General features: G+C 54.0%; 22 protein-coding genes. 6 read left to right on the top strand and 16 right to left on the bottom strand.

The window, feature by feature from the left end; genetic code table 11:
- The first annotated feature begins 145 nt into the window (after positions 1–145).
- The 5 genes from bchH (at position 146) to bchE (ending at position 10,968) form a co-directional block, all read left to right on the top strand.
- Positions 146–3,949 (top strand): magnesium chelatase subunit H, encoded by a 3,804-nt coding sequence (gene bchH / locus EKD02_RS06135; RefSeq protein WP_126384519.1) that lies wholly within the window; start codon positions 146–148, stop codon positions 3,947–3,949.
- Positions 3,950–4,063: 114 nt separating this feature from the next.
- Positions 4,064–4,492, top strand: a complete 429-nt coding sequence (locus EKD02_RS06130) for a hypothetical protein (protein WP_126341796.1) — start codon at positions 4,064–4,066, stop codon at positions 4,490–4,492.
- Positions 4,493–4,587: 95 nt separating this feature from the next.
- Positions 4,588–8,451: a magnesium chelatase subunit H gene (locus EKD02_RS06125; RefSeq protein ID WP_126384516.1), complete on the top strand. Its 3,864-nt coding sequence runs from the start codon at positions 4,588–4,590 to the stop codon at positions 8,449–8,451.
- 36 nt (positions 8,452–8,487) lie between these two features.
- Positions 8,488–9,186, top strand: a complete 699-nt coding sequence (gene bchM / locus EKD02_RS06120) for a magnesium protoporphyrin IX methyltransferase (protein WP_011889568.1) — start codon at positions 8,488–8,490, stop codon at positions 9,184–9,186.
- Between the two features lie 141 nt (positions 9,187–9,327).
- Positions 9,328–10,968: a magnesium-protoporphyrin IX monomethyl ester anaerobic oxidative cyclase gene (gene bchE, locus EKD02_RS06115; protein ID WP_126384537.1), complete on the top strand. Its 1,641-nt coding sequence runs from the start codon at positions 9,328–9,330 to the stop codon at positions 10,966–10,968.
- Positions 10,969–11,047: 79 nt separating this feature from the next.
- Here the strand turns inward: bchE and EKD02_RS06110 are convergent, their stop codons facing one another.
- The gene (locus EKD02_RS06110; RefSeq protein ID WP_011889566.1) at positions 11,048–11,467 is read right to left on the bottom strand and encodes an Hsp20/alpha crystallin family protein; all 420 of its coding nucleotides are present in this window, start codon (positions 11,465–11,467) and stop codon (positions 11,048–11,050) included.
- Between the two features lie 100 nt (positions 11,468–11,567).
- Positions 11,568–12,491 carry a DUF4438 domain-containing protein gene (locus EKD02_RS06105; protein WP_126384513.1) on the bottom strand — a complete coding sequence of 308 codons (924 nt, stop codon included), beginning with the start codon at positions 12,489–12,491 and terminating at the stop codon, positions 11,568–11,570.
- Positions 12,492–12,697: 206 nt separating this feature from the next.
- On the opposite strand from EKD02_RS06105, the gene EKD02_RS06100 reads away from it, so the two are divergent.
- Complete coding sequence (locus tag EKD02_RS06100; RefSeq protein WP_126384509.1) at positions 12,698–14,050, top strand: M23 family metallopeptidase; 1,353 nt, start codon at positions 12,698–12,700, stop codon at positions 14,048–14,050.
- A gap of 9 nt (positions 14,051–14,059) precedes the next feature.
- Here the strand turns inward: EKD02_RS06100 and arfB are convergent, their stop codons facing one another.
- The 14 genes from arfB to EKD02_RS06030 form a co-directional block, all read right to left on the bottom strand.
- A complete protein-coding gene (arfB, locus tag EKD02_RS06095; RefSeq protein ID WP_126384507.1) occupies positions 14,060–14,479 on the bottom strand; it encodes an alternative ribosome rescue aminoacyl-tRNA hydrolase ArfB in 420 nt (139 codons plus the stop codon).
- A complete protein-coding gene (locus tag EKD02_RS06090; protein WP_244924408.1) occupies positions 14,476–15,201 on the bottom strand; it encodes an HAD family hydrolase in 726 nt (241 codons plus the stop codon). Before EKD02_RS06090 ends, arfB begins: the two co-directional genes overlap by 4 nt.
- Before the next feature lie 56 nt (positions 15,202–15,257).
- Positions 15,258–15,467, bottom strand: a complete 210-nt coding sequence (locus EKD02_RS06085; RefSeq protein WP_011889561.1) for a cold-shock protein — start codon at positions 15,465–15,467, stop codon at positions 15,258–15,260.
- A gap of 189 nt (positions 15,468–15,656) precedes the next feature.
- Positions 15,657–16,616 (bottom strand): WD40 repeat domain-containing protein, encoded by a 960-nt coding sequence (locus tag EKD02_RS06080; protein WP_126384504.1) that lies wholly within the window; start codon positions 16,614–16,616, stop codon positions 15,657–15,659.
- Between the two features lie 119 nt (positions 16,617–16,735).
- Positions 16,736–17,884, bottom strand: a complete 1,149-nt coding sequence (locus EKD02_RS06075; protein WP_011889559.1) for a glycosyltransferase family 2 protein — start codon at positions 17,882–17,884, stop codon at positions 16,736–16,738.
- Positions 17,885–17,974: 90 nt separating this feature from the next.
- Positions 17,975–18,859 (bottom strand): ATP phosphoribosyltransferase, encoded by an 885-nt coding sequence (gene hisG, locus EKD02_RS06070; protein WP_126341804.1) that lies wholly within the window; start codon positions 18,857–18,859, stop codon positions 17,975–17,977.
- Positions 18,860–18,875: 16 nt separating this feature from the next.
- Positions 18,876–19,613 (bottom strand): UDP-2,3-diacylglucosamine diphosphatase, encoded by a 738-nt coding sequence (locus EKD02_RS06065; RefSeq protein WP_126384501.1) that lies wholly within the window; start codon positions 19,611–19,613, stop codon positions 18,876–18,878.
- Between the two features lie 24 nt (positions 19,614–19,637).
- Complete coding sequence (locus EKD02_RS06060) at positions 19,638–20,321, bottom strand: diacylglycerol/polyprenol kinase family protein (protein ID WP_011889556.1); 684 nt, start codon at positions 20,319–20,321, stop codon at positions 19,638–19,640.
- A gap of 28 nt (positions 20,322–20,349) precedes the next feature.
- Complete coding sequence (bchG, locus tag EKD02_RS06055) at positions 20,350–21,354, bottom strand: (bacterio)chlorophyll synthase (RefSeq protein WP_126384498.1); 1,005 nt, start codon at positions 21,352–21,354, stop codon at positions 20,350–20,352.
- Between the two features lie 77 nt (positions 21,355–21,431).
- Positions 21,432–22,778: a tRNA (N6-isopentenyl adenosine(37)-C2)-methylthiotransferase MiaB gene (gene miaB, locus EKD02_RS06050; RefSeq protein ID WP_126341805.1), complete on the bottom strand. Its 1,347-nt coding sequence runs from the start codon at positions 22,776–22,778 to the stop codon at positions 21,432–21,434.
- Between the two features lie 9 nt (positions 22,779–22,787).
- Positions 22,788–23,399, bottom strand: a complete 612-nt coding sequence (locus tag EKD02_RS06045; RefSeq protein WP_011889553.1) for an iron-sulfur cluster assembly scaffold protein — start codon at positions 23,397–23,399, stop codon at positions 22,788–22,790.
- The gene (locus EKD02_RS06040) at positions 23,383–24,579 is read right to left on the bottom strand and encodes a cysteine desulfurase family protein (RefSeq protein ID WP_126341806.1); all 1,197 of its coding nucleotides are present in this window, start codon (positions 24,577–24,579) and stop codon (positions 23,383–23,385) included. Before EKD02_RS06040 ends, EKD02_RS06045 begins: the two co-directional genes overlap by 17 nt.
- 33 nt (positions 24,580–24,612) lie before the next feature.
- Complete coding sequence (gene cysK, locus EKD02_RS06035) at positions 24,613–25,542, bottom strand: cysteine synthase A (RefSeq protein ID WP_126341807.1); 930 nt, start codon at positions 25,540–25,542, stop codon at positions 24,613–24,615.
- A gap of 275 nt (positions 25,543–25,817) precedes the next feature.
- Complete coding sequence (locus EKD02_RS06030; RefSeq protein ID WP_126384495.1) at positions 25,818–26,387, bottom strand: helix-turn-helix domain-containing protein; 570 nt, start codon at positions 26,385–26,387, stop codon at positions 25,818–25,820.
- Positions 26,388–26,391: the final 4 nt, after the last annotated feature.

Below are 26,391 nucleotides of genomic sequence, written 5' to 3'. Positions count from 1 at the left end.
CCATAAGGCACAGTGTGCCGTTTGTTAAGCCAGCCCCTCCTTTCCGGAGGGGCTGGCTTTTTATAGTATTGGCAATCGTCACGGGATTTTGTTACATTTCCAAGTCCTGTACAACCACATTCACCGCACATCTTCAGTTACCTTTATGCACGATAAAATCAGAATCGCCGCTATTGTCGGGATGGAGCAATGCAACCTTCGGGTCTGGCGTGAAGTCAGTGAAAAGATTTCCGCACATGCCGAACTGACCCAATGGACTGACCAGGACCTCGAACATCAGAACCCCGAAGCCGCCGAAGCAATCCAGAACGCGGACTGCGTTTTCACCACCCTTATCCAGTTCAAGGGGCAGGCCGACTGGCTTGAGGAACAGCTTGCGCAGTCGAAGGTGAAAACCATTTTTGCCTACGAGTCGATGCCCGAGGTGATGCAGATGACGAAGGTGGGCAACTATGTGGTTTCAGGAGACGGTGGCGGCATGCCCGACATTGTCAAGAAAGTGGCCAAAATGCTGGTGAAGGGTCGCGACGAAGATGCCCTCTACGGCTACATGAAGCTTTTGAAGATCATGCGGACGATGCTCCCCCTGATCCCCAAAAAAGCCAAGGATTTCAAGAACTGGATGCAGGTCTATACCTACTGGATGCATCCGACAGCGGAAAACCTCGCCGGGATGTTCAACTACATCATGGCTGAGTACTTTGAAGTGGGCGTAACGGCCGAGAAGGTGCAGGAGGTTCCCACCATGGGCTTCTACCACCCCGATGCCCCCGAATACCTGAAAGACCTGCACCAGTACGAAAAGTGGCTGCACAAGCGCGACAAAGCTTCGAAACAGCGCCACAACATTGCAATGCTCTTCTTCCGCAAGCACCTCTTGCAGGAGAAGGAATATATCGACAACACCATCCGTGCCATCGAGTCGCGGGGACTCAACCCCCTGCCGGTGTTCGTGATGGGTGTTGAGGGCCATGTAGCCGCCAGGGAGTGGTTCACCCACGCCAATGTGGACATGCTCGTCAACATGATGGGATTCGGGTTTGTGGGCGGTCCTGCCGGCGCAACCACCCCGGGAGCTTCGGCGGCCGCGCGCGACGAAATTCTCAACAAAATTGACGCGCCCTATGTTGTAGCCCAGCCGCTCTTCATCCAGGACATCAACTCATGGAAAAAAGAGGGCGTGGTACCGCTTCAGTCGGCCATGACCTACTCGCTGCCTGAAATGGACGGGGCGGTATGCCCGGTGGTGCTCGGCGCCATCAAGGACGGCCGCCTGCACACCGTGAACGACCGCCTCGACCGCCTTTCGCTCATCGCCAAAAAGTTCTCGGACCTCCGCCATACGCCGAACAGCGAGAAAAAAGTCGCCTTCGTGGTCTACGATTATCCTCCCGGAATGGGAAAGAAAGCCAGTGCTGCCCTGCTTGATGTTCCCAAGAGCATCTACAGCATGCTCCAGAAGCTGAAATCAGAGGGCTACACTGTCGGCGAACTACCGGAATCGCCCGAAGCAATGCTTGAAATGCTCGACCGCGCAACCGATTATGAAATTCAGGCCCATGAGCCGGACTGCTTCTCGATCGACCGCGAGGTGTTCAACCGCATCACCACAGACCGTGAGCGCGAACGCATTGAGGGGCGCTGGAATGGATTCCCGGGCGACATCGTCCCCGTCGGTACTGACAAGCTCTTCCTTGGCGGCATACAGTTCGGCAATGTGTTCATTGGCGTGCAGCCCCGCCTCGGCATACAGGGCGATCCCATGCGCCTGCTCTTCGACAAGGAGAACACACCGCACCACCAGTACATCGCTTTCTACCGCTGGATCAGCCGCGAGTTCGGAGCCAATGCCATGGTACATGTGGGCATGCACGGCACCGTTGAATGGATGCCCGGCCTGCAGCTTGGCGTCACCGGCGACTGCTGGCCCGATGCGCTGCTCGGCGAGGTCCCGCATTTCTACATCTACCCCATCAACAACCCGAGCGAGGCAAACATAGCCAAGCGCCGGGGCTATGCGACCATGATTTCGCACAACATCCCCCCGCTTGCCCGTGCAGGCCTCTACAAGGAACTGCCGGCGTTCAAGGAGATGCTGAACGATTACCGTGAGCGCGGTCTGGAGAAGATAGTTGATGGTGAGACCGAAGAGGCAATCATCGACAAGGCCCGCCAGCTCAACCTTACCGACGACTGCCCGAGGGTTGAGGGTGAAGCGTTCCAGGAGTACATCAGCCGCCTCTACACCTACATGATGGAGCTTGAAGGCCGTCTGATATCCAACTCGCTGCATGTGTTCGGCGCTACCCCGCAGCTTGAGACCCAGGTGACCACCATCACCGAGTACCTGAAGGTGCGCGGCAATGAAAGATCACTTCCATCAATCATTCTGAGTGCCATTGGCGAAAACGGAACCTACAGCGACTACGCAACCCTTGCCACCCGCGCAAGGAAAGGCGAAGCGGCTGCCATGAAGGTTCGTGAAACCGTTGACGGCCATACCCGCGACTTCATTGCCGAGACCATTTTCAAAAGTGGTAATCCGGCAACCGTGTTCAATACCCTGACAGGGGGCGCCAAAGTGACCAAAGAGATGGCAGAAGCCATGAACGAGTCGCTGAAAGAGGGCATAGCGATGAAGAACGCCCTTGAGGACAACGACAACGAGATGAAGAGCTTCCTGCACGCACTTTCAGGAGGCTACATTCCCTCAGGTCCCGGTGGCGATCTTGTGCGCGATGGCGCAGGTATTCTGCCGACCGGCCGCAACATCCACGCAATCGACCCATGGCGCATTCCCTCGGAACTGGCGTTCAAACGCGGTCAGCAGATTGCCGACAGCATCATAGCGCGCCATGTTGAAGAAAACAACGGCGAGTACCCTGAAAGCATTGCCCAGGTACTCTGGGGCCTCGACACCATCAAGAGCAAGGGTGAAGCCGTTGCGGTCATCATCCACCTGATGGGCGCCCGGCCGGCCTATGACGCACAGGGCAAAATCAGCCACTACAGCCTCATCCCGCTTGAAAAGCTCGGACGCCCACGCATTGATGTGCTCATCCAGATCAGCTCCATTTTCCGCGATACCTTCGGCGTGCTGGTCGACCATCTCGACAAACTTGTCAAGGATGCGGCCAAAGCGGACGAATCGCACGAGATGAACCACATCAAAAAGCATGTGGATCTGGCCATGGAGCAGGGCGCAGACTTTGAGGCAGCAACCTCCCGCCTCTTCACACAGGCTCCGGGGGCATACGGCTCCCAGGTCGAAGAGCTGGTGGAAGACTCGGCATGGGAAGACGAACAGGACCTCGACGACATGTTCGTCAAGCGCACCGGATTTGCCTACGGCGGCAACCGCTACGGCGACCAGCAGACCGACATCCTCAAAGGGCTTCTCGGCACGGTGGACCGCGTAGTACAGCAGGTTGACTCCGCAGAGTTCGGCATTTCCGACATCGACCGCTACTTCTCATCTTCCGGAGCGCTGCAGCTCTCCGCACGACGCCGCAACCCGAAGGGCGACAATGTGAAACTCAACTATGTTGAGACATTCACCGCCGATGTGAAGATTGACGACGCCGACAAGGCGCTGAAGGTGGAGTTCCGCACCAAACTGCTTAACCCGAAATGGTTCGACACCATGCTGGAGCAGGGCCACAGCGGCGCAACGGAAATCAGCAACCGCTTCACCTATATGCTCGGCTGGGATGCCGTTACCAAAGGTGTTGACGACTGGGTCTACAAAGAGGCCGCTGAAACCTATGCTTTCGATCCAAAGATGCGCGACCGCCTCATGAAAGCCAACCCGAAAGCTTTCAAGAATATTGTAGGCCGCATGCTTGAGGCCAGCGGACGCGGCATGTGGAACGCGGATCCCGACATGATCGACAAACTCCAGGAGATATACAGCGATCTTGAAGACCGCCTGGAAGGCATCGAGGTCTGAACGAAACGAAATACCCGGGAGGAAGAGCAAACTCAAAGCGAAAAGCACGGCCAGCAGCCGTGCTTTTCGCTTTGAGTGATCCGTTTGATATATTTCAGTTAAACACGGGCACTGATGATGGAACACAGCACCACCATATTCCGCCGCTTCTGGCGACTTGTTGAGATTCTGCTCTTCTTTGCCATTTCCGTTGGCGGGTTTGCACTGATCGGGAAAACCTCCTCACTCGGCAGCAAGGCAAAGGAGAAATCCAGAACCTATGCGGCTGCGCTTTCTCACTCATCATTGGAGACCGTTGCGGCGCTTTACCTCAAAAGCGATGAGCGCCAGCTGCAGCAGCAGATACCCCGAACAGTCCGCTCAGGACCTGCGCATGCATCCCCTGATGCACCATCCTCCAGACCACAGTATCTACAGCCATGCCGGTTATTGAACCCGGTCATGGACGAAGCATATGCAGCAGAGCTGAAAACACAGCTTTCGCACGGTGCCATACTCCGCCCCCGAAGCCTCTTTCAGCAGAGTCCCGTTCTGTTGATCTGATACCCTTCCAGCCCTCTCTCTCCGCTGTATTCAAACATCAACCAGGCCGACAGAACCGGTTTCTGACGGCACCCATTTTTTGACAGGCTGCACCTATGCATTTTGTGTTCCTGACCATGGAGGCTACCAACAACAGCACCTTGAAAGCTGCGGCCGCCGCATTGAATGCGCGCCACGGTACGGGGCTTGAGGTATCGGTCTTCAGCCTTGGTCTCCATAACAGCCCGGAGCTCTGGAACACCCTTTCTCTGGCGCTTCCCACAGCCGACTTCGTTTTCGGCTCCATGCTTTTCAGTGAAGAGATTGTACGGCCGCTCGAAAAACTTCTCCATCCGCTCACCTGCCCGGTATGCATGATTACCAGCAATCCGGCACTGGTCAACGAAACCCGACTCGGCAGGTTCTCGCTCAGGAGAGCTAAAGAAGAGGAGAGTGGCCCTCCCGGGGTATTCCGCCAATGGGCAGCAAAGCTCAAGCCAAAACACAGCCATGGGGAGAGCCAGCGCCAGCTTTCGCTGGTACGCAACCTCAGCAAGGTGATGAAGCACATCCCCGGGCGTGCGCGCGACATCCATACCTTCATTGCCGCACACCAGTTCTGGCTCAACGGCTCGGCAGAAAACATGGAGCGATTTCTCGCCCTCCTTATTGACCGTTATGCTGAAGGGTGGAAAGGAAAACTGCCGCAGGAAGACCCGATTTTCTACCCTGATGCCGCGCTCTGTCACCCCGGCGCTGAGAAAGAATTTCTCACGGCCGCCGACTTCCTGAAGTGGCAGAAAAAACACAGTCCACACCTTACCAGAGGACCGGTCGCAATCCTTGCCATGCGCTCCACTGTTCTCAGCGGCAACATGGACCACCTGAAGGCCCTCGTTGAAGCCTTTGAGGCGAAAGGAATACGAACCTGCCTTGCTTACAGCGGCGGGCTCGACTGCCGGCCGGCCATCCGCCAGTTCTTCAATCCCGAAGTGCCGGGCTCCATCCGCCCGGCACTGCTGCTCAACGCAACAGGATTTTCACTCGTCGGCGGCCCTGCGGAAAACAAGGCCCCGGAAGCTGTAGAGATGCTCCAGAAACTGAACCTGCCATGCATCAACCTCATCCCCCTTTCATTCCAGCCGATTGAACAGTGGAAAAGCGGAAGCCTTGGACTTACCCCCCTGCAGACAGCACTCTCCATAGCTGTACCAGAACTGGATGGAACCATTGAACCACAAGTCTACGCCGGAACGGCAACAGCCAGTGACCGTTCCATCCCCCTTGAAAGCGAAATCCGCTCCATCTCCTCACGGGTGGAGAGGTTCCTCCGGCTGAAGGAAACATCCGCAGCCGATAAACAGGTTGCAATCATCCTCTTCAACTTCCCGCCCAACCTCGGCAATGCAGGCACGGCGGCTTTTCTCAATGTGTTTGAAAGCCTGCACCAGCTTCTTCTGGAAATGAAGGCGAGCGGCTACACGGTGGAAGTGCCCGACAGCGCCGAAGCCCTGAGGGAACGCCTCCTGGAAGGCAACCGGCTGATTTACGGAACCGATGGCAATGTTGGCGGAATGCTCCCGATTGAGGACTACCGGAAACTCTTCCCCGCCTACACAGAGATGGAACCTTTCTGGGGGGATGCGCCGGGAGAGATTCTCAACGACCGGAAAAACTTTCAGATTCTCGGATGCCGCCTCGGCAACATTTTCATCGGCCAGCAGCCCTCCTTCGGGTACGAACGCGATCCCATGCGGCTTCTGATGGCAAAAGACGCCTCCCCCAACCATGCATTCGCCGCCTTCTACACCTGGCTTGAGCACAGCTTCAATGCCGACGCAGTAGTTCATTTCGGAACGCACGGAGCGCTTGAGTTCATGCCGGGCAAACAGGCAGGTCTCTCCGCTTCATGCTGGCCGAAACGGCTCATCGGCTCTCTGCCGAACTTCTACTGCTACTCGGTCAACAACCCGAGTGAAGGGGCCATAGCCCGGCGACGCGGGCTTGCCACACTCATCAGCTACCTTGCCCCGCCTCTGGAGCAGGCAGGCCTCTACAAAGACCTCCGCAAACTCCACGACCTCATTGCCGCCTGGCGCGCAAACCCCTCAGAGGAACTGGCCCTTGAAATCAGGGAGCTTGCAGCACTTGTGGACATAGAGGGGGGCGGCCCGGAGGAACCTGATGAAAGCTTCATCACAAGGCTGAACGCTGAACTCTACCAGATTGAAGAGCGGATGATTCCCCTGGGGCTCCATGTGATGGGTGAAGCGCCCCCGCCCGACAGCCTCTGTGACCATCTTGCCCTCATTGCCTCGCATGCAAGGCCCGAACTTGACGGAAAATCACTTCCCGAAGCCATTGCTGCTCATCTGCAAAAGAACTTCCGCGACCTTGAGCAAGAGATGCTGCATGACCGGGCTGCCCAGGAAGCGTGGCATGAGATTACTGCCATAAGCCATGAAGCTGTCCGACGATTCACCGGCAGGCTTCAGGAACAGTCCAACAGCCGCAGCGCTCAGTCCAACGGCCACAGCGTTTCCATGAAACAGCGGCTGGAGGGCAGCCTTCCAGTCCGCATTGCCGAAGCCGACGGGTACCTTCAGGAAAAAGCCGGCATGAAACCGCAGGAACTGCAGCGCTTATGGCACTTCCTGCAGCGCATCATGGTGAACCTTGCCGACAACCCCGAACTGCAGGCAGTACTCAATGCTCTGGAAGGCCACTACACCCCGCCCTCACCCGGCAACGACCTTGTCCGCAATCCCGAAATCGTCCCCACAGGCCGGAACATCCATAGCCTCGACCCCTATGCAATGCCCTCCCCCGCAGCCGTAACTGCCGGAAAGCGCTCAGCCGAAGCCCTGCTTGCAGCATACAGGGAAGAACACGGCGACCTCCCCCGCTCCATCGCACTGGTGCTCTGGGGCACAGACAACCTCAAAAGCGAAGGCGAAGGGGTGGCTCAAGCGCTTGCACTTCTGGGTGCCCGCACAAAAACCGATGAACTGGGAAAAATCGCCGATGTGGAACTCATACCGCTCAAGGAGCTCGGCCGTCCCCGGATCGACACGGTTATGACCATCAGCGGCATTTTCCGCGACCTGCTCTCCGTTCAGGTTCGCCTGCTTGATCGTGCAGCACGACTGGCCGCCGCAGCCGACGAACCCCCGGAAATGAATTTTGTGCGCCAGCATGTGCTGGAAGAAATGCAGACGGGAAACTGCCCGATGGAAGATGCGTCAAACAGGGTATACTCAAATGCACCGGGCAGCTACGGCGCCAATGTGAACCATCTGGTGGAGAGCAGCTCATGGGAGGACGAACAGGAGCTTGCCGATGCCTTCACCAGCAGAAAAGGTTTTGCCGTGACAGCAGCGGGAGAATGGCTGGAATGCCCCGATGCGCTTCGTTCCGCTTTGAAGCATGTCAACCTTGCATACCAGAATATCGACAGCGCTGAAATTGGCATTTCTGATATTGACCATTATTATGAGTATCTTGGCGGAGTTTCAAAATCAGTTGAGCGGATTGCAGGCACCCGTCCCGGCATCATGGTTGGCGACAGCACCGGCCCCGGAGGACGCCAGAGAATAAGCTCACTGGAAAAAATGGTCTCTCTTGAAGCGCGAACGAAACTGCTCAATCCTAAATGGTATGACGCCATGCTGGAGCAGGGTTATGAAGGGGTCCGTGAAATTGAGGCGCATCTTGGCAACACCTACGGATGGAGCGCAACCGCTTCAGCGGTGCAGAACTGGACCTACCGCCAGTTCAACGAAACCTATCTGCAGGACAAAGAGATGCTGGAACGGTTGCGGAAACTGAACCCGCATGCAACCATCTCCATGACCAGGCGGCTTCTTGAAGCAAACTCCCGCGGGTTCTGGGAAACCGACGAAGATACCCTTGAAGAACTCCGGAAGCTGTATGCCGATCTGGAGTCGCACATTGAGGGCACAGGACAGGAAGGACATTGACAGCAAAAGGCAATCAAAACCGGTAACACTTCTATCATGGGCAGTTCCTCATTCAATGCAGAAGAACACAAATCAATGCTCCGCTCCTATTTCAATGGCCAGGGCTACCAGCGCTGGGCGTCGATTTACGGAAGCGACAAACTCTCCACCGTCCGCAACACAGTCCGCGAAGGCCACGCAGTCATGATGGACAAAGCCTTCGGGTGGATTGAGCAGCTCAAGCTCCCGAAAGACTCGCTCATTCTCGATGCCGGATGCGGCACAGGACTCTTCACCATACGGATCGCAAAAGCGGGCTACAGGGTCAAGGCCGCCGATATTGCCTCACAGATGGTGGAAAAAACCAAAACCGACGCCACTGCCGCCGGGGTTGCCGACAAGATTGAGTTTGAAGTCAACTCGATTGAATCGGTCAGCGGTTCGTTTGATGCTGTCGTCTGCTTTGATGTGCTCATCCACTATCCAAGCGAAGGATTCGCCCACGCTTTTGCCAATCTTGCAAGCCTCACAAATGGGCCGGTCATTTTCACCTATGCTCCCTACAACAGGATTCTGGCATTCCAGCACTGGCTTGGTGGATTCTTCCCGAAAAAAGAACGCCGTACCACCATTCAGATGATACGCGATTCGGAAATGGAAAAAGCCATGGAAGCCGCAGGCATGAGGGTTGAAAAACGGGAAAAGATCAGTTTCGGATTCTACCATACCATGCTCATGCATGCCTCGCACAAGTAGCCATACAAAAGCCCAACGCATTTTTAGGAAATAAATTGTAAATTAGTTGTTCAAAGCTCTTTTATGCTGCCGGAAAGGCCAACGGCAGAAGCAGATCAACACCGGTTTTGTAACAAACATATATCTGGAGGGTGGATGCCGATGAAAATATTGATGGTTCAGCCAAATTATCATTCAGGCGGAGCTGAAATTGCCGGCAACTGGACGCCCAGCTGGGTGGCCTATATTGGCGGCGCTCTGAAAAAAGCAGGGTTCGACCAGATCCGTTTTGTCGACGCCATGGCCGACGACCTGCCGGACGAGCAGATTGAAGAGATCATCAGAGCCAACAAGCCTGATGTAGTGATGGTAACCAACATCACCCCATCCATCTTCAAGGCTCAGGATATCATGAAGATCGCCAAAAAGGTCGATCCGAAAATCAGAACCATCATGGGCGGCATCCACTCAACATTCATGTACCCGCAGGTACTGAGTGAGGCCCCTGAAACAGACTATGTCATCCGTGGAGAGGGCGAAGAGATTGCAGTCAACCTCGTCAAGGCCATTGCGGCAGGCAACGACCGTGAAACCCGTGGAGAGATTACAGGCATCGCTTATATTGACGACGACGGGAAAGTGTTCGCCACAGCAGCACACCCGGTTATTGAAGATCTCGACACACTCAGCCCCGACTGGAGCCTGTACGACTGGGACAAGTACATCTACACTCCGCTCAACTGCCGGCTGGCCGTACCGAACTTTGCCAGAGGCTGTCCCTTTACCTGCACATTCTGCTCACAGTGGCAGTTCTGGCGCCGATACCGTGCACGCACCCCGAAAAACTTTGTTGATGAAATTGAAGTGCTTGTCAAAAAGTACAATGTAGGATTCTTCATCCTTGCTGATGAGGAACCGACCATCAACAAACAGAAATTCGTCTCGCTCTGTCAGGAACTCATCGACCGAAAGCTCGATGTAACCTGGGGCATCAACACCCGGGTGACAGACATCATGCGTGATGCCGACCTGCTTCCGTTCTTCCGCAAGGCCGGTCTTGTCCATGTTTCTCTCGGCACTGAGGCGGCAAGCCAGATGAACCTCAACAGGTTCCGCAAAGAGACCACCATTGAGGAAAACAAGCTGGCAATCAAGCTGCTCCAGAAAAACGGCATCGTAGCTGAAGCGCAGTTCGTGATGGGACTCGAGCATGAAACCCCTGAAACCATTGAGGAAACCTTTCAGCTCTGCAAAGACTGGGATCCCGACATGGCCAACTGGACAATCTACACCCCATGGCCGTTCTCCGATCTCTTCAAGGAGCTTGGCGACAGGGTTGAGGTGCGCGATTACTCCAAGTACAACTTCGTTTCACCCATCATCAAGCCCGACAACATGGAGCGGGAGGATGTGCTGAAAGGAGTGCTGAAGTCATACGCACGCTTCTATGCCCGTAAAACTTTCTTCGGCTACCCGTGGATCAAAGATCCCTATGTCCGTAAGTACATGCTCGGCTGCCTGAAGGCGTTTGCCCAGACAACCATCACCAAGCGCTTCTACGATATTGACCGGATAAAAACCAAGAACCGCAAGCTCGAAATCGACCTTGGCTTCGACAAGTCGAGAATCCTGACACAGGATGAGGTCAAAAACCTCAAGGAGCTTCGGCCTGAAATGGTTGCCGACATGAGCTTCGGCCTCAAGGAAGCCGGTTATCAGCGCGAGCACGACGAGCACGAATGGGACGATTTTGATGAGTCGACAATCAAGGACCGTCAGGACTCCACCATCCGCAACTGCTGAGGCTGGAAGCCAAAAACGACAAAAAAAGAAAACCCTCCAGATGGAGGGTTTTCTTCGTTACAGCGCCCTGTGAGCATTCTCACTTGACGGGAATTTCAACACCCCGCTTCGGTTCAGGCTCCTTTTTGGGTACAACAATTTTCAGCACACCGTTGTCGTAACTTGCATCAATGTGTTCTGAATCTACATTGTCACCTACCGTAAAGCTTCTGCTGAGGCTTCCCCAGGAACGCTCAATGCGATGGTACCCTTTTTTCTTCTCCTCCTCGCTGTGCTCCCGCTCTGCACTGATGGAGAGGACATCATCCTCCATAGACACTGTCACATCCTCTTTTTTCATTCCCGGCATGTCGGCCTCAATGAAAATCGCCTTGTCGTCTTCGCTGATATCAACCTTGAAGGCCGGTGACATCATTGAAGTGAAAAACGGCGAGACCTTGTCGGTAAACACATCCTCAAACATCTTCATGGGATCCCTTCCATACAGCTTCAGTGTCATGACTGCTTCTCCTTTTTTTCGTGGCCGAAATCTTGACCATTGACCTTAAAAAGGGGGAGTTAATGTAACACGGAGTGGGGTGAAAAAATTCCGGGAGCGCCTACTTTGACTTTTTCCCTCCACGACCTTTTCTGCCCGGATTCAGCTGCGTACCGAACCCCAGCCTGTCGGCAATATCAGCCTCCGGATCCAGAACCGGACGGATCAGGGGGGAGGCCGCCGTCATAAGAGTCGTCACGCCCGGGCCATGGCCTGCCTCAAGGCAATTGCTGTGCACCACAATGCCGATGCTGACAGCTCCCTTCCGGTAAGCCCGTCCATAACGGTTGTCATGATCCATAAGGGCCACAAAGTCCCCAAGCCTGATGTTATCAAGTCCATACTGTTCAACCGTTTCCGGATCGCTCGTCATGATATCGTAATCACCCTTCGCCACATGCGCCGAACCGATACCGGAACCCATGCATACCGGCGGCACTATGGTGGTGACGGGAACCTCAAGCACCCCGCCCTCAGCCTCCCTGATCTTCATGGCATGCAGCAGCCGGGGGTCGAGGTTGAACGGGACGATGTCGGGATAATCCACGAGCTTCAACCCCTGACCACGCCCTCTGATGATGATGGTGTCGTTGTAGAGCAGTTTCTCCTTGACATCACGGGAGAAATCGACAATCACATGTTCAGAGCCACCATGGTGACCAAGAACCGTCCCTTCTGCACCTTTCGCCTCACCGGTCATGACGGTGGCGCGGTTACCGGCGCAGGAATAGACCTGCAATCCTACATTGGGATGCTCAAAGGGCTTCAGGGTATCAGCGGTACAGCTCACTCCAGGCTCGATATGGTCGCCCTCCCATCCGAATGCACTGTCACCCGCCTGGATGTTCAGGGTAATGCCGCCAATCGAAGGAAGAATGAAAGGGGTTCCCTGATGGTCCACTTCCCAGTTTCCTCTTGTCCGGGGCTGTCCCGGCTGGCACTGGAGGAGAAATTCCACCAGCTTCTCTTCATTTGTTCTGATCATGTGCTCTTGTTTTGGTCTGGTTACTGAATATCTGAATCAGGGCAGTGCCCATACAGAACGCTGCATGCAAGGAGTGAACGGACAGCAGAATTCTGACGCATATGTCATTCAGGGGTTTCTAATAGACAGAAAAAAGTGTTAACTTTATAAAACCCCTTGTAATATTCGGCCCCCATGTCGTCCAGCCGATATACTGATTATATATAATGGAAAAACTACAGGCACTTGTCAGTCATTTAGCCCGCCTCGGAGCTCAATATAAAGAAAAGATAACCCCTGCTTACTGGCTGTCGTTCATTACAGGAGGTCTTGTCCTCGTTTTTTTCTCTCTCTCCGTCTATATCCCCCTTTCCGGCCATTATGCCGATGAACTCGGCGTCACCAGTGACGGACAGACCGTCACCATTGAAGAAACCCCTCAGGAAAAAGCCCCCGTCATCACGAAGGAAACCGTCAGAACTGGCCAATCCGTCTACAGCATTCTCCAGAACGAAGGTCTTTCTCCGCAGGAAATCCACCAGATAACAGGACAGCTCAAGGGCTCATTCAGTATCCGCTCCTTCCGCCCCGGCAAAATCTATGAAACGGAAAAAAGCAGCGACGGATCCCTCATACGCTTCTCCTATTTTCAGGACCGCGCAACAACCATTACCGTACAGCGTGACATAGAAGCCGGTCCATTCAGCGTCAACAAAGAGATCCGCGATTTTGAAACCCGTACCGTAGCTCTTGAAGGAACTGTAGAGCACAGCCTTGCCCGCTCGCTGCAGGCAAAAGGCCGCAGAGGACTCCTTCCCGGCATGCAGAAGCTGCTTGGAACAAGGGTTGATTTCCGTCGCGACATTGCCCCCGGCACACACTACCGGGCACTGTTTGAAGAAAAATGGCTGGGAGACGACTTTATCAGCACCGGAACCATTCTGGCAGCTGAAATCAAGTTGCCCGGACGATCGTACCGGGCCTATCGCTACACCGATGCAAAAGGGATAGAAGGGTATTATGATGAAAAAGGCCGCTCGGTTGAACGCATCTCCCGTTTTGCCAAACCCTGCAACTACTCCAGAGTCTCAAGCCGATTCGGGTACAGAACACATCCCATTTTCAGGACAAGGCATTTTCACGGAGGGGTGGATCTTGCTGCACCACGCGGAACACCAGTCAAAGCAACGGCTAACGGAAGAGTCATCTTCAAGGGGCGCAAAGGCGGGGCCGGTAACATGATCACCATTGCCCATGCAGGAGGAGACCACTCACAGTATCTGCACCTGAGCAGGTTTGCCCTCATAACCCGCTACGGCGCCAGAGTAAAGCAGGGTCAGATCATCGGCTATGTCGGCTCCACGGGCAACTCTACCGGCCCGCATCTTGATTTCCGCATCATCCATCGGGGCAAACACATCAACCCGCTTACCGCTCTGGGAACGACTTCCTCCAGAACCATTACCCGCAAGGAGATGGTCAACTTTCTGGCTGAAGTCAGCCTCATGAAAGCAAAACTTGACGACAGAAGCACCTTTATTGCAGGCTCTGACAACCAGAATGGCGGAGCGGTTCTGTAACGAAGATGCTTATTCGGGCTCAACACGACCCCGCAGCATTTTTTTCCTCTTCAGCCGGCCCTTCTGCTCAAGCCGTTTCACGCCTGCACTTCGCTTAGGTCTGGTAGGTCGCCTGATGACCGGCTCAACAGCTGCCGCATCAACAAGCGACTGAAGACGAAAAAAAGCGTCCTCCCGGTTTTTTTCCTGTGACCGGAACCGTTGCGCCTTGATTCCCAGCACTCCCCCTTTCGATATCCTGCGGTCACTGCCGGCAAGCAGGCGCGTTTTAACGCGTTCGGGAAGCGAAGAGGCCGCAATATCAAACGAAAGATGAACGGCAGTCTCCACCTTGTTGACATTCTGACCACCCGCACCGGACGAGCGCATGAAACTGAAAACCACTTCATCGGGTGAGACGGACACTCTTCCTGCAGCTCCGCTGTTCATGGCCGTGAAGGGGAGAAGTTCTGCACAGCCAACAGTGTTTCCGGCCATGAGGAGAACAGGACGCTCCCAATGCCCTCATGGGCAGCTGAATCACAATTTTCCTGTCTGTCATCTATAAGAAGCAGCTGGTCCGGATGAACACCACTGTCCGTCAACACATGCCGAAACGCCTCATTACTGCTTTTCAAGCTTCCATGCCTGAAAGACAGATAGTAGCGTTCATGGTTGGCAAGATGAGGAACCGTACGCAAAAGAGAGTCAAAATGCAGTGGGTCAGTATCACTCATAATCCAATGGCGGTGCTCCTGCTCAAGAGCCCTCACTCCCTCCTGAGCTCCTTCCAGCGGGAAAAATATCTCCTGCCACGCCCTTACCAGCTCCTGGCGGGGCATCGGCCTGACAAGAGGGTCCTCAGCCATACGGTCAATGAATACCGCAGGGTCAAGCAAACCCCTGTCAAGCTGGCTCTTAAGTGAGCCTGTGCAATATCTGTTGAAAATTTCATGAGAAACCCCGTCGCCCGGAACGGCAACAGCGCTGCTGAACGCGTCAAAATCAACGCGCACCATAACATTGCCGATATCAAGAAGAATAATGCCCATGGTCTTCACCTGGCGTTTTAAGCCACAGGGACTTTGGCCGGCAGCATAACAGGCAGGCTCACCAAAGCTGCCTGACAGAGAGCCGAAATAAAGCTCACGCTGGGCAACGGCCTTGGCCATCGCCTGTTGTGATTATGACTGATAGGGGGAAACTGATGCAGGGAAAGAAAGCCGTCTCAGAGAGGAGTTACATTTCCTGCCTGAAGCCCCTTATCGCCCTGAGACACCTCCATGGTGACCTTCTGCCCTTCTACAAGGGTTTTCCGTCCGGACCCGTTGATTGCACTGTAATGCACAAACACATCCTTACCTTCGCTCTGCTGGATAAAGCCGTATCCTTTTTCCTCGTTAAACCACTTTACCGTTCCTTCAACCTGATTTTCCATTATGTTCTCTTATTATGTTTTCCGGGAGATCCGGCATTGCCTTAAGACGCACTTTATTTGCACCCTTATACATAATGTACTCACTCTCCAGTGAATCCAAAAGCGGGATTTGCAGTTTGCACTGCTTTTTAAAGCAAAAAATGCAAAAAAACAGCCCCGGGAAGCGTCCCGGAGCCGAAAAATGACGACTCAGGCAGTCGTTGTAATTCCCCATATCTTGATTTTCCTGTCGTCACTTCCGCTGACAATGGTCTTTCCGTCGGGAGAAATATCCACAGACTGTACCTCAAGCACATGGCCCCGATAGGTATGGAGCAGTTTACCCGAGGCAGTATCCCAAAGCCTTACCGACTCATCATTTGCCGCGCTGGCAATCATTGCGCCATCAGGGCTGAAACAGAGTCCGCGAACCGCATCCTGGTGGGCTTCAAGTACATGCACAACGCTGCCGTTGGCTGCATCAAGAATCCTCACCTTTGCGTCACGCCCGCCAAAAGCAATAAACCGGTCATCGGGACTGAAGGCGACCGTATGCGAAAGCTTGTCACCGGTCTCATAATTTGCACTATTTTTTCCTGTTGCCACATCCCAAACCTTGACAACTGGTTCCTCGCCGCAGCTGACGATTTTTGTACCATCGTGACTGAAGGCAAGGCACTCGATATATGATTTGTGCCCCTGAAACAGCGCCTTCTCTTTGCCGGTCTCAACTTCCCAGAGCCGTATGGTTGTATCACGCGAGCAACTGGCCACTGTTTTACTGTCTGGGCTGAACGACACCATGCGAACAGCAGTATCGTGCCCTTTACACACATGGCTGCATGTGCCGGCGGCAGCATCCCATATCCTGACAGTGCTGTCTGTGCTTCCGCTGGCAATCCATCTGCCGTCACGGCTATAGTCAATACACTCAACCCAGGTTTCATGGCCCTTCATGGTGTGTATTACCGACCCTGAAGCTACATCCCACAGCATGACCAGTTCATCAAAACCGCCACTGGCAATCTTTGTGCCATCGGCACTGAAACGCACACCGAGAACCCTGTCAAGATGGCCTTCAAGCGTTGCCTTGAGATTCTCATCTTCCTTAACCTTCGGGAATACCAGCTCCTCTTCTTTTTTTCCAAAAATTTTTGACAGAAATCCCATGATGCGTTCATTTAATTATTGCGTGCACAAAACGCCTCAACTCCTCACGAGCCTGCCCGTGCACAAAAATATCTGTAGAATTTAAAAAAAATTATCCCCTTCACCCAAACACACGCCCGTTACGAAAATTTATACTGCCGTCCTTTCCATACAGCCCCGCCACTCCACGCCATAAGTCGGAAAGAATTCAGAGCAATGGCAACCAGCACCAGCCGGGCAAGCGGATCAAGAAGCGCAAAAACGGCGGACTGACGGAACCGGAATGCTATCAGCACGCGACAGAGCAGCACCAGGGCAATCTGAAGGAGCGGAAGCTGAAACTCCACGAGCCCGAATGAACCTGCCGCCATGGAAGAGAACATAACTATCCAGGGCACAACGAAAAGCATCAGGGTAAAAACAATCATGACGACGAGACCCGGTATGCTGTAGCTCAGGCCGGCAAAAAGATTTTTGGAGAACCCCGCCCACACCTCCCGGAAATTCCGGTACATCCTGCAGCTAACCACATCAGTTCCATTATAAGCCGCAACACGCCCACCAAGTGACTTTGCCTTCATGCAGAGCCAGACATCCTCAACCAGGTCCCGCCGAACTGCCTCATGCCCTCCCATGCGGGAATAAAACTCCCGACGGAAAAGAATGAACTGACCGTTGGCAAAACAGAACGAGGGCTGCCGGCTGCTCTTGACAAGCCGAATCGGCAAGAGGGAGACAAGAATGACATAGACCATAGGAACAACAACCTTTTCCCAGAATGAACCAAGTTCCTGAAAAGGAGTCAGTGAAAGCATGTCAGCCCCTGATTCCTCAATCCCCCTCACCGAGCGGGCAATCGAATCGGGTCCGTGCGCCGTATCGGCATCGGTAAAAAGAAACATATCGCCACGGGCCTCACCTGCAAGCTGAAAACATGCCCAGCTCTTTCCATGCCACCCCTGCGGCAGCGGCTTTCCGGAGAATATGCGGACCCGTCCCCCGCCTTCTTTTTCCAGCCGACGAAGAATCTCCGCCGTACGGTCGGTTGATCCGTCATCCAGAATGAGAATTTCAAACTCGGGGTATTGCTGCCGCTCCAGCGAGGCAATGCAGCGTGCAATGGTATCCTCTTCGTTACGGGCGGGAACAAGAACCGATACCATCGGACCGGCACCCTCTCTACCCTCCATGACCTGAGGGAGAGGACGAAGTTCAATGAGATTGGAAATCAGTATGGCCCACAGCACAATGAGAACACCGAGAACCAGAAGCTGATAGAAGAGAAGCATGGACGGTAAAAAGAAAAAGTGCGCTCCCTGGGAAACCCCGGGCTCCCGCTGCCAAAAGGGGAAGCGAAAGCCCGGAGGAAATGCCGATACTCAGTTGATCAGCTTGTTGATGTCGTACTCGAAAATACCCTCGGCACCGGCTTTTTTCAGCTCCGGGATAAGCTTGCGGACCTCTCTTTCCAAAACAATAACCTCAAGAGCGACCCACTGGTTATGGGCAAGATGGGAAACCGTCGGCTGACGAAGTGCGGGAATCATTGCGGTAATGGCCTCAAGAGCAGATTCCGGGGCATTCATTTTCAGCCCCACCTTGCCCTGGGCATTGATTGCCCCCTGGAGCATCAGCGCCATGCTCTCGATTTTCTCCCGCTTCCATGGATCGTCCCACGAGCTTTTGTTTGCAATCAGCTTGGTGTTCGACTCAAGAATGGTTTCAACAATTCGCAGCTTGTTTGCCCGAAGTGAGGATCCGGTTTCCGTCACCTCCACAATGGCGTCGGCAAGGTCAGGGGGTTTAACCTCTGTAGCACCCCAGCTGAACTCAACGGCAGCCGTCACCCCATTCGACTCAAGATACTTCCTGGTAATGTTTACCACCTCGGTGGCAATGTGCTTTCCTTCAAGATCCTTCACCGTCTTGATCGGTGAATTTTCCGGAACCGCAAGCACCCAGCGCACAGGCCGCATGGAGGCTTTTGAATACACAAGATCCGCAACCTCAACCACATCGGCTCCTGTCTCAATGATCCAGTCCTTTCCGGTCAGACCAACATCAAAAGCACCAAGCTCTACATAATGTGCCATCTCCTGCGCCCTGATGAGAATGGCTTCCAGTTCATCATCATCAATTGAGGGAAAATATGACCGGCTCTGGACAGAAAAATGAAACCCGGCATTACCGAAAAGCTCTATTGTTGAATCCTGCAGACTTCCTTTCGGCAGTCCCAATTTCAGCACCCTGTTTGAATTGCTCATTGTATCCTGTTTAGCGTTATGACTCCTTCAGTTGAAAAACTCCATGCTCAAATACCCCGTAAGGCGTCCCTCCCTCAATCCATGAACCAAGGTTGACATAGTACGCCCCCTTCCGCCTCAGCTCCTTTTTGCCGCCTGAATGGTTGTGACCGCAGAGAAAATAATCAAACTCCTGCTGCCGTTCGAGCGACAGGGCATACTCCAGCAGCCTGTCCGTCTCCATCACCCGGCTTTGGGGCTTATGGGTGCGGCTGAGCCGGGAAAGCCATTTCATCAGACCGACTGCCAGATCCGGATGAAATCCGGTCAACAGACCAAGATTGAACCGGTTCCTCACAAAGCGTGCAAAAAACTTGTACCCCCCGTCACCCTCACCAAGACCATCTCCATGAGCAACAATAAACCGCCGCCCCTCAAACTCAAATGAAAGAGGTCCGTCAACGGTATCAATGGTTCTGACTCCGAGCTCACGATCAAAAAAAGAACCAAGATAAAAATCATGGTTGCCCGGCAGATAGGTTACCCTGACCCCCCGGTTCGAAAGTTCCAAAAGGAGACAGAAAAAACCGGTAAAGCCCTTCGGAATCACTTGGCGGAACTCCATCCAGTAATCAAACACATCACCAAGCATGTAGAGGGAGTCTCCCTCCCTGAGGGCAGCAAAAAGGCGCCTGAGCCCTTCGAGTTTCCGGCGCTCCTCCCCTTCGTCCTGAAGACCGAGATGAATATCGCTGATGAAATAGATGGCCGCCATCGACTGCCTGTTCAGAAGTTTATGTTACAGGAAGCTGGCCGCTGCAATGACAGTAACGGGTATGGCAATATTGTCGACCTCACGGGGGCTCACCCCTTCAACCACAGTCGCAATCAGGGCAATCAGAATGATTCTGCCGGCGTCAAACGCCTCGGGAACAATCAGCTGCACAAAGAAAAGGCCCGCCCCTGCAGCTCCCGCGAAAAATGCAAGACTGCCCTCCACCGTCTTGGGGCTCAGAACCTCGTACTTTATTTTTCCAAGGCGTGTCCCGACAATAGGCGCAAGACCATCTCCCCAACCAAGTATGGCCATGGCCAGAACCCCCTCGAACTGTTTGTAGTACAGGGTGCCGCAGATCATTGCCACCACCACGAAGTAGAGCGTGCCACGCAGGAGCTCCTTCCTGTCACCAGTACGGGTCATGGTTTTGACCGCCTGATCATCATCGGCGGCAAACAGCCCTTTCTGTACGAGAAGCAGCGCCCAGACTGCAAAAACGGCAATATTGAGATACTGGGTCCAGTCACCGTCTATGAAAAGAGGAAGAAACACAATGACCGAACCGGCGCAGATATGGGTGATTTTGCGGCTGATGTCGCGCGGAAGACCGCGGCTGGTCACAAGATAATCCATGAGAGGCGGGACGCTGAACACATAGACAAAGGTGAGCAGCGCTGCGAGGGCGTTATGCTGAAGTGTATCCATGGGGCTTGATTGAATCAGAATTGAAAAGTTATGCCTGCATGTACTTGATGCCGATCATACCTGCAATGATCAGATTATTGACGAGAAAAAGCACATTGTTGGCAACCTGAAATCTCAGAAAGCTGTTGTGTTCCTGCACATCGCTCTTTCCTATGGCATTGCCGAAACCGTCATCCACAGCTCCCTGCATGAACGAAATGCCCCCTTTGGGATCCAAAAGCAGCTGAGCCTGAATGTAGACATTCATTGCCAGACCCAGAATCACCAGCACCATCGGCACAGTGAATCCCCAGGTGAACGAGAGCCAGGTCAGAACGGCAAAAACCGCATCAATAATGGCAAATGCCACCAGAAATGTGTTTCTGGAACCAATCATGACGGGAAGCGACTTGAGCCCACCCTCACGGTCACCCTCAACCGACTTGAAATCATTGAGTATGATCAGCGCAACGGCCATGAAGAAGTTCAGGGCTGCAAGCCAGACGATTTCAGGACGAATATCGCTGAACAGGGCGTTGCCCGAAAGAAAGGTGACAAAGCCATACGAAAAGCCGACACTGGGGGCGGAGGCGAAAATGTTCTTTTTCAGCTTCAGAGGTGGAGCGGAATAGATGTAGGCAACAAAGAGGGCAGAAAAAATCATGCCCATGATGACCATCCCGCGCACTCCACCGGTATCAAGACCAACATAGATACCTATCCCTATGGCAAGAAGCAGCACGACAATGCAGTTCAAGAGCGCCTCTTTTTTGGTCAGCCGTCCTGAAGGAATCGGGCGGGTCGGCTCATTGACCATGTCAAGCTCAAGATCGAAATAATCATTGACCGACTGGCTGAAACCGGTACCGAGAGGCCCGTACATCAGAAAAACAGCCAGCAGAATGAGAAAATCATGAGGAGTTGCCTGCATTGAGCCGGACGCCATGGCGCCGCATGCAAGACCAGGGAACACACTTATCCAGGTAACAGGATCAAGCAGTTCAAGATGTGCCCTGAGTTTGTTGACGAATCCGGATGCCGGGGATGCTGCCATGTGGTACTTCGCTCCTGGAGCCTGAAAGGGGCTGTTACATTGAGGAAAACTGATTGAACAATGTAATCAAATACCCTTCAAGAATAAAACGCCGGGAGCACCCCCTGGTTAACTCCGGTGAGTGTCGCGGATGATGCTTTTGAGATGAGAACGCTGACCCGGTCGCCCGGACGGGCCCCGCCCCGGTCAAACACCACGGCACGGTTGGTCCCGGTCCTCCCCATCAGCTGCTCCGTGGAACGGCGGCTTTCCGACTCGGCAAGCACATCGACCACTGAACCGACAGCCTCCTGCAGGCATTCGGCAGAAATGCTGAGCTGAAGATCGATGATCTCCTGAAGCCTCTGCTTCTTCACTGCAAGCGGTACCGTATCCGCAAGTGTTTTCCATGCTGCAGTTCCAAAGCGCGGTGAATAGTAAAACATGAAAGCGTTGTCATAACGAACCTCCCGCAGAAGCGCAAGGGTTGCCTCATGGTCCTCATCCTCCTCACCACAGAAACCCGCAATGAGGTCGGTCGTGAGCGAAACCCCGGGAATGCGCCGGCGAAGAAGGGCAACTGTTTCCAGGTACTCGTCAATGCCGTGGCCGCGGTTCATCCGATGCAGCATACGGGAGGAACCGGACTGGACAGGCAGATGAACATGGTTGCAGATGTTCGGACTGTCGGCTATGGCGTCAACAAGATCGGGAGAAATATCTTTGGGATGAGAAGTCGTAAAGCGGATCCGGCATCCGGGAGCCTCCCTGCTGACGGCACGAAGCAGGGAGGCAAAGTCTCTCCCCCCTTCTGGATCGGCATATGAATTCACATTCTGACCGAGCAGAGTGATTTCACCATACCCTTTCTCCACAACACGGCGGACTTCATCCATGACTGCCGAAAAAGGCTGGCTGCGTTCACGGCCACGGGTAAAGGGAACCACACAGAACGCGCACATATTGTTGCACCCGCGCGTAACTGGAACAAAAGCACCAACCCCGACCTCGCGAAAAGGATCTATGCCCGCATATGTTTCTTCAATCCTGAATTCAAGCGCTGCAGGCCGTTTACCCTCCTCAGCATCCCCTATCAGCGCGGGCAGGTTTCTATAGGTATCGGGGCCGGCGAGAAAATCAATGACGGGAAACATCTCCAGCATCTCTCTTTTAAGGTGCTGCGGCACACAGCCTGCAACACCAACGAGAAGTGATTTCTTCCTCCTTTTTGCCCCCCGGAGAAACTGCAGCTGGTGGGTAATCCGCTCAACTGCATTCTCCCTGACAGCGCAGGTATTGAGAATCACGATATCCGCATCCTCTTGGCTGCCGGCAACCCTGAATCCCCCGTCCATGAGTATGGCGGTGATGATGGCGGAATCCGCCTGGTTCATCTGGCAACCGAAGGTGTGGATGTAAAACGACCTTCCTTTCTCGTGCTTCATTCTCAAGTGTCAGGCACCGAAATGGAGATGCTTGAACTTGTCAAGCAGGCTTTCAGCCTCATCTTTGCACTGCCCGCAAACCGTTCCAAGTTTGGTCCGCTCCTGCAGCTCAAAATAGGTTCTTGCCCCCTCCAGAACAGCCTCTTCAATGTCATGGTCGGTAATGCTCATACACTGGCAGACAATTTTCGCCTTCTCCTCCATCACCTTGTCTTCCATGCCGTTGCGCACATAATAGTTGTTGATTGCCGCACGAAGCGCCTTGTCGCCCAGCACCGAACAGTGGATCTTGTTATCGGGAAGACCGCCGAGCTCTTTGGCAACATCCTTGGGCGACACATTGAAGGCCTGCTCAAGCGTCATCCCCTTCACCATCTCCGAGAGAATGGAGGTACTGGCAATCGCACTGGCGCAGCCATAGGTTTTCCACTGGCAGTCTGTAATGACCTGCTTCCCGCCATCAACCTTTATCACCACCATCATCTGATCACCGCACTGCAGGTTGCCCTCCATGCCCACGCCGTCGAACGCATCGGTATCCTCGCCCTGCATGATGTTCTTCGGGTTCATGAAATGCTCTTTCAGTGTCTCGCTGTATGCCCACTCACCTGCTTGCAGCATGTGCTCCTCCTTTTATATATGCCGTTGACATGTTTCTGATTCGTGAAATGATTCCCGGAAGAACATCCAGAAGATATTCCACCTCCTCCATCGTAGTATCCCTGCCCATGCTGATTCTGATTGAACCGTGCGCCCGCTCCGCATCCGACCCCGTGGCAAGAAGCACATGTGAAGGATCAAGCGATCCCGACGCGCATGCCGAACCTGTTGAGACGGCTATCCCCTCAAGATCCAGATAAAGAAGGATAGACTCGCCCTCCGCACCAGGGAAGGAAACATTGAGGGTTCCGGCAAGAGACTCGGTCGGGTGTCCGTTGAAATAAATGTCGTCAATCCGCTCTTCAATGCCTTTGCGCAGCACCTCTTTCATGACCAGCAGGCGAGCCTCCTCCTCATGCATTTCAAGTGCGCGCATCTCCACAGCCCGTGCCATACCGAGAATGCCAAGGGTATTTTCAGTCCCGGCCCTCCGGCCCTTTTCCTGATGACCACCGCGAATCAGAGGGCAATAGGGAATTCCCTTCTTGACGAAAAGCGCACCAACCCCTTTGGGGCCATAAATCTTATGAGCAGACATGGTCAGAAAATCAACACCCAGATCCCGCACATCAACGGGTATCTTGCCAACCGCCTGCACAGCATCGGTATGCATGAATGCCCCGCTCTCATGAACCATTTCAGTGATTGCCCGAATATCCTGCAGGGTACCTATCTCATTATTGGCCATCATCACAGACACCAGCCCCACATGATCACCAAGCATCCCCTTCAGCTGATCAAGATCTATCCGGCCGTACTGGTCCACATCGAGATACTCAACATTGACCCCGCGGTGCATCAGGCACTCAGAGGTTTCCAGAACGCAGGGGTGCTCTATTTTCGTGGTGATGATGGCATTGCGCATGGATGTGCCGGGAATGCACTGGCTTGATGCACAGACAAAAAGCGAAAGCACCGTATTGTTCGCCTCCGAGCCGCTGCCAACAAACACCACCTCCTGGTCGTCTGCCCCAATGAACCTGGCAACTTTGTGCCGCGCATCCTCAACATTTGCCCGGGCCTCACGCCCCCACGCATGCATGCTGGAGGGATTGCCGAACATCTCCATCGCCGCCGCCATCTCCTTCTTCACCTCTGGATGAAGAGGGGTAGTAGCATTATTGTCTAAATAAACCTTCATGGCACTTCAATCATACTTATTGAAAAACTATTTTCACTCCTCCTCAAACAGCCAGGTAGACAGATACCTTTCGCCACTGTCAGGAAGCAGCACCACAACCCTTTTACCCTCCATCCCCTCTCTTCGGGCAACATCCAGCCCCGCCTTCAGAGCTGCTCCCGACGAAATTCCGGCAAGAATTCCTTCCTTCAGGGCCAGCTGCCGGGCGACTTCCCCCGCTTCTTCAGCCTTCACCCTCACAACCTCGTCAATAACTTCCAGATTCAAGACCGGTGGCACAAACCCTGCACCTATCCCCTGAATTTTATGGGGTCCCGGCTGGCCCCCAGACAGGACCGGCGAGTCCTCCGGCTCTACTGCCACAATCCTCACCCCCGGGCATGATGCCTTCAGCACCTCTCCAACGCCCGTAACAGTACCTCCGGTTCCCACGCCCGCCACAAAAAAGTCAATCGATCCCCCTGTGTCCTCCAATAGCTCCACAGCAGTTGTTCTGCGATGCGCCTCAGGATTGGCAGGGTTGCTGAACTGCTGAAGCATAAGGCTGTCGGGAATCTCCTCGAGAAGCCGTTCAGCCTCTCTGATGGCACCCGTCATCCCCCCTGAACCGGGAGTCAGCACCAGCTCCGCACCAAGAATCCGCATCAGTCGGCGCCTCTCAACACTCATGCTGTCGGGCATCACAAGCATCAGTCGTATACCCTTTGCAGCACAGGCGAACGCAAGACCCACACCGGTATTTCCACTTGTCGGTTCCACAAGAGTCGTCTCAGCTCCTATCCTGCCTGAGCGCTCCGCATCCTCAATCATTGAAACCGCTATCCTGTCCTTTACGCTCGACAGAGGGTTGAAGGACTCAAGCTTCACAAGCACCTCAGCCCGGCACCCTTCGCTCATTCGATTCAGCCGTACAAGCGGCGTCCGGCCTACTGTCTCAGTAATGTTGCCATAGAGGGTTTTCATAGGCAGAGGGCTCCGTATAGCCGTTTCAAAAAATGGATAATACCCAATAAACTGCTTTCATCACAACGCCACAACCATTTATGGGGAGTTCCTGCAAGACGGCATGACAATTGTGAACCTTTCAAACAGTATACAGTATGCAATCACAAAAGGACAACAATAAATTCCAAATAATCGGACTTTTTTTATCTTATTTCAGCGATCGACAAAGGCGGTCTTTTCAGCCGCCCTTCAGGAACCAACAGCAGAGGCTAACAGCCTTGGCACTGGCCCCCTCACTCTGCTCTCGTCCCCCCGGCGGCTTCAGCAACAGGGCTGACTGAAGCAACTGAATCAGCCACAACCATTGCATCAGTGGAATCAGGGGCAACAGCTGAAGAAAGTCCCCCCCCGCCACTGCCTGAAGAGAGCGAAACCGCACCGGCAGCAAGTACAAAAATTGCGGCAAGCACCGTGAGGACAAGAACAACACTCTTTTTCCGGAGTCCCTGCAGGAACCCGTACAGTGAACTGTTCCGGAACATACCGGCAGGAGAGAGCGACTGAATATAATCGGTAATACCGGTCTCCTTCACTCCGACGAGAACTCCCAGCTCCCGCCGGCAGGCCTGAAGCCTCGCGGTATCGCCAACGCCCATTTCCCGGGCATATTCCTTTATATATGCATAAACATATGCGCAGGAAAGAAACGAAAGGTTTCCGTCCTCAATATCGGCAAGGTAATGCTCCTGAATTTTCAGCAGGCGGCTGAGTTCCTGAAGCGACAGGCCTCTGGCGACCCTGGCCGCCCTGAGCTCCGCAACAATCCTCGCCAGTGCTGATTCTGGTGGCTGGGGGGCTGACATGTCC

The organism is Chlorobium phaeovibrioides (assembly GCF_003968655.1).
In the GTDB taxonomy this organism is placed as follows: Bacteria; Bacteroidota; Chlorobiia; order Chlorobiales; family Chlorobiaceae; genus Chlorobium; species Chlorobium phaeovibrioides.
This window is presented reverse-complemented; position numbering and strand designations above follow the sequence as displayed.